1 pseudogene is annotated in these 633 nt (G+C 38.4%); it reads left to right on the forward strand.

Annotated features, from left to right (window positions below):
- Nucleotides 1-361: 361 nt before the first annotated feature.
- Nucleotides 362-633: pseudogene (locus EHR01_RS10710) on the forward strand (GDSL-type esterase/lipase family protein); the annotation flags it as partial.

Here is a 633-nt window from a genome sequence, read left to right on the forward strand (position 1 = left end):
TAATTCAGATTTTGCTGCTTTTCTTGATCCAATTCCCTATTCAAATCTGAAGAAATTCGATTCAATGACAAATGAAGAGATTCTGATTATGATTGCTAATAAATATAAAGCTCTACTAAGCATTAATAAGAAAATATATTGAACACTAGTTTTACTTCGCATAACAGCGTCTTCCCGCTACGTTTCGGCACAAGGCCTCACTCGGCCTGCGGCAAATCCTCCTCCTGGCATTCGCCTTGCTTACGCAAGCTACATGCCAGTCCCTAACGTCCCGTTTCCGGGACTCAGGGTCGGAGGACTTCGGTAAGTCTAGTTCGTTATACGACATTCGTCGGAATAAATTTTAATAAAAGAGAAAAATATGAAAGAAAATTTTAAGAAAATCCTATTTGCCAGTCTACTAGTCATCTATTCAAACTTAACTAGTTTAACTGCACAAACGTTACAGCCCATTCTAATTCGACCATTCGGTAATTCTATCACTTATGGTGTTGGTTTTTCTGATTGGGGAAATTGTTACGTTTCACAAATTAACCAACAACTTTGTATGCCTCCCGCATTGGCTGGAGGTGGATATAGAGGATGGTTGACTTTACTTGCTACTCAAGGTTTAGGATTATATTTTACTACTGA

Origin of the sequence: Leptospira mtsangambouensis (assembly GCF_004770475.1) — a bacterium.
GTDB lineage: Bacteria > Spirochaetota > Leptospiria > Leptospirales > Leptospiraceae > Leptospira_A > Leptospira_A mtsangambouensis.